Below are 2,282 nucleotides of genomic sequence, written 5' to 3' on the forward strand. Positions count from 1 at the left end.
CGATCTGGAGACGAAGGAGCAGATTTACGCTGGCGACAGCGACCTGCGCACGCACATGCTCGTGCTCGGCACCACCGGCTCCGGTAAGACCGAGTTCCTGCTGGGCCTCGTCTTCAACGCACTTGTCCAGAACACCGGCTTCATCTACGTGGACGGCAAGGGCGATCCCAAGCTCCAGAAGGAAATCTTCCGCCTGTCGCGGTATCTGGGGCGGGAGGACGATCTGCTCATCATCAACTTCATCACCTCCGGGCGCGACTTCGTGGAGAAGCAGCCCGACAAGGTGACGAACAACATGAACATCATGGGGAACACCTCATCGGGCATGTTGATCGAGTTGATCGTGTCGCTGATGGACGACTCCGGTGGCGGTGGCGACATGTGGAAGGGGCGGGCGATCTCGTTCGTGGCGGCCCTGACGCGCCCGCTGATCTACCTGCGCGACAAGGGCTATATCAACCTGTCGCCGGAAAAGTACCTCGAATACTTCGAACTCAACGTGATCGAGGAACTGGTCTGGGAGCACAACGGCAAGTATGGGGACATGTTCGACGTGATCGTGGCTCCACTGCGCTCATACCTCGTGACCCTTCCGGGCTATCAGAAGACGAAGATGAAGAAGCAGGAGACGAAGACGCTGGAGCAGCACGGCTACATCGTCATGCAGCTTACCCGCATCTTCAACGACCTGACCTTCAACTACGGGCATATATTCAAGACCAAGGTCGGGGACGTGGACTTCTTCGACGTGGTTATCAACCGACGCCTGCTTGTCGTCCTGCTCCCGGCGCTGGAACGCGCCCCGGACAGCATGAGAATGCTGGGCAAGATGATCGTGGGCAGCATCAAGCAGATGATGGCGGGCTGCCTCGGCAACCGCGTGGAAGGCGTGGTGCGGGAGATCATCGACAGCCGTCCGACCAATGCGTCGTTCCCGTTCTACACGATCCTCGACGAATACGGCTACTACGCGGTGATCGGCTTCGCCGTGGCCCCGGCGCAGGCCCGTTCGCTGGGCTTCTCCGTGATCTTCGCGGCGCAGGACTTCTCGTCCCTCAAGAAGTCGAGTGCGGAGGAAGCGGACGCCACATGGGAAAACACGAACATCCGGGCAATCGGGCGCATCACCTCGGGGCAACGCTCCGAGACATGGGAGCGCATCCAAGGTGCTTCCGGCGAAGGCGAAGAAGCCCGCATGGCGGGGTTCGAGCGCCGTCCGGGCGGGGTCAATGAGGTTTTCCGTCAGCAGGACAACATCTCCATCGAGCGTCGCGCTCGCCTCGACTACGACGATCTGGCGATGCAGGAGAACGGTGAATTCACGTTCCTCATCGGCAAGAAGGAGCGCAATGGGCAGACGGGCGGGGTGCGCGTGATCCGGGGGATGGGCTTCTATACCGCAGGCCCAGCACCCAAGGAAATGCGCATCAACGATTTCTTGCCGGTGGAAGCACCCGAACCGTCCGACCTGCCGCAGAACCGCAAGGCGGTCGAAGCGTTGATGAAGAGCATGATCGACGGTTCGTTCCCGAAAACCGTGCGCAGCGCGGTGAAGGGCGACCCGATTCTCGCCTCCATGCACACGGCGTTCGAGCGCAACTACGAAGACCCGGAGCGTCCGCGTCTCGGGCGGCTCGACGCATCGTTCGCGGTGATGGGATGGTTCATCTCCGGTGGAGCGCAGATTCCGGCCAGCACGCAGCCGAAGGCAGCGGCAGGCGGCAGCAGCGCGACGCAGCCCGTGGAAAGCACCGACCTGACCCCAGCCAAGCCCGCGCCAACGACCAGCGCGGTTGCCGCCACCGATCCGGGCGATCCGCTTGGCCTCCAGCAAGCCGCAGCGACGAAGGCGCTGCTTGACGTGGCCGACCTCGTGCTGAGCCAGCCGAAGGGGGAAGGGGAGTCCGCCTACACGTCCGCGACACCGTACAAGATGGCCGAGGACGATGACGAAATCATCATCAGCGCCGAGGCGGTGACGACAAATATCGTTCTGACGGATGCCGACAGCGAAGCCTTCCGTGACAAGGCTCTGCCGATCCTTCGGCAACACCTGTTCATGCTCGACGACATGCCGTCCGAGGAAGAATGGGAGGAAGAGCTTTCCATCGCCGACCGCGACAAGCTGCTTGAGATGGAGGTGGTGGCATCTGGCGAGGCTTTCGCCAGCCTTGAGGACAAATGGGACACCGAGGATCGCATCCAAGAGACGCGGGGCGCGATTGCTCGGGAGACGACTTACATCGACCCGCCCGAGCCTGATCGCATCGACATTCCCGAAG

At 61.9% G+C, this 2,282-nt stretch carries 1 protein-coding gene; it reads left to right on the forward strand.

What is annotated here, in order from left to right:
- Window positions 1–2,282 (forward strand): TraM recognition domain-containing protein (locus tag ACWJKU_RS19925; RefSeq protein WP_454148518.1); only part of this gene is annotated, 2,282 nt, incomplete at both ends.

Source organism: Methylocaldum sp. MU1018 (assembly GCF_053646775.1).